Raw genomic sequence first — 1,498 nt, forward strand, 5'->3', positions numbered from 1 at the left:
GGAATGTCTGATGACGCCGTTAACGTGCGGGTGCTGCCGGACTGCCTGATACTGACGGTTAAACCGCCCTCAGCGCAGCCGGAGGTGGTGCAGACGCTGCGCCAGGTGTGCGGTAAGCTGTCGGCCCGCAAGCAGCGGCAGATCACCGAGTTTATCCAGATGATCGCGGGGCCGCAGAAGCGGTCGGCTAAGGCGTAACTGACGGGTTATAAAGTAAAATCCCAACCACGAGGGTTGGGATTTAGTAATAATAACTAAAATAGCAAATCCAGATTACCTCAGCCAAAAAGGCATATCATCTGAAGTCAGAACATCATATTCTTCTTTTGGCCTGTCTATATCTGAGACGCAATATGGCATATCTGTAATAATAATTTTTACCGCCTGATAAATATTCCAATCCTCATAAAAAGCTTTAGCGGATTGAAAACACCATTCAATACTCTCAAAATACTTCGAAAACTCCATCAGGAAACTTTCATGTGAAAGCGATTTTAGTTCTTGTATAACTAATTGAGTTTCACCAATTTCATCAAGGTTAACATATTTTTTATACAGCCTTTCCAATAAGTTACGCTCTCTTTCATTACGGGAAAGATGATGCAAAACATCAAAAAAACGAACCATATCTGAAGGGCTACCCAACTCAAAAAAAGAGCTTCCACCACAGAAACCAACATGTTTCATTTGTTGTTACCTTTTGAACCTAATAGAGGTTGGGTCAATAGCACCATTGGATTTCCCAACAATACCTTTAATAATCTCTCGTTCCTGATCTAATGAAATTGTTTGCCCACGAGCATCTATAACAACACGCTGTTGCATTCCCGCAGGTAAATTCTTCTGCCGCTCAATTGCCTGTTTTGCTACGTTATTAATCAGCCCATTTTTGTTAGTCGTAATATTGTAGTTCTTCACTTCAACACTACAGATATTTCCCTGACACCAGTCAGGGCGAACCCCACCTTTTGTACCGTAGGGAACTTCTTTACCATCCTTGAAGCTGACCTGTTCGCGCCAGCCGTCACCGAGATCTTTACCTACATCTATTTCTGATTGCCTGTGACCTGGGCGTATTGTGGTTGCTATCTCATCACTGGCCTTATTAATCAGCTTCGACGCTTCAGCCACATCCCCTTTAGCCAGCGCTTTCTCTGCCGCTTTCAGCACACCCGCTGCAACACGCTCTCCCGGTATAAGAGAAGCGGCCACGTTGAGATAATCCAGTGCTGACTGTGCCTCCGCTGCGCCTTTTATCGTGCCAACAACCGGCACAAAATCTGCACCCGTTGACACCATATCTTTCAACGCTTCACGCCGTTCCGTGTACATCTTCACCGAGCAGGCTTCGGCGCTCATGCCGCTGCAGTTGGCCTTCTTATAGCGTTCGTTCTCGGCCTCAACGTACTCACCCGCCTTCTGCTCCAGCGTTTTGCCTTCAGACTGCGCCTGAGCAATGTCACTCAGCGCATTATTCTCAACCGCATTCTTACCCGCC

At 46.4% G+C, this 1,498-nt stretch carries 3 protein-coding genes; 1 reads left to right on the top strand and 2 read right to left on the bottom strand.

The window, feature by feature from the left end:
- Positions 1–198: SymE family type I addiction module toxin (locus EPE01S_RS23755; protein ID WP_506256254.1), on the top strand; the 198-nt coding region annotated here is incomplete at its 5' end.
- 75 nt (positions 199–273) lie between these two features.
- On the opposite strand, the gene EPE01S_RS22600 is transcribed toward EPE01S_RS23755, so the two are convergent.
- Positions 274–687, bottom strand: coding sequence for a hypothetical protein (locus EPE01S_RS22600; RefSeq protein WP_062749673.1), 414 nt, complete (start codon positions 685–687; stop codon positions 274–276).
- 6 nt (positions 688–693) lie between these two features.
- Positions 694–1,498, bottom strand: an 805-nt coding sequence (locus EPE01S_RS23710) for a hypothetical protein (protein WP_255210183.1), incomplete at its 5' end; no start/stop codon positions are given.

Source organism: Erwinia persicina NBRC 102418 (assembly GCF_001571305.1).
In the GTDB taxonomy this organism is placed as follows: Bacteria; Pseudomonadota; Gammaproteobacteria; order Enterobacterales; family Enterobacteriaceae; genus Erwinia; species Erwinia persicina.

Excerpts from the sequence above, each read along its gene's own strand:
- EPE01S_RS22600 (WP_062749673.1), bottom strand. The coding sequence starts at position 687 with ATGAAACATGTTGGTTTCTGTGGTGGAAGCTCTTTTTTTGAGTTGGGT.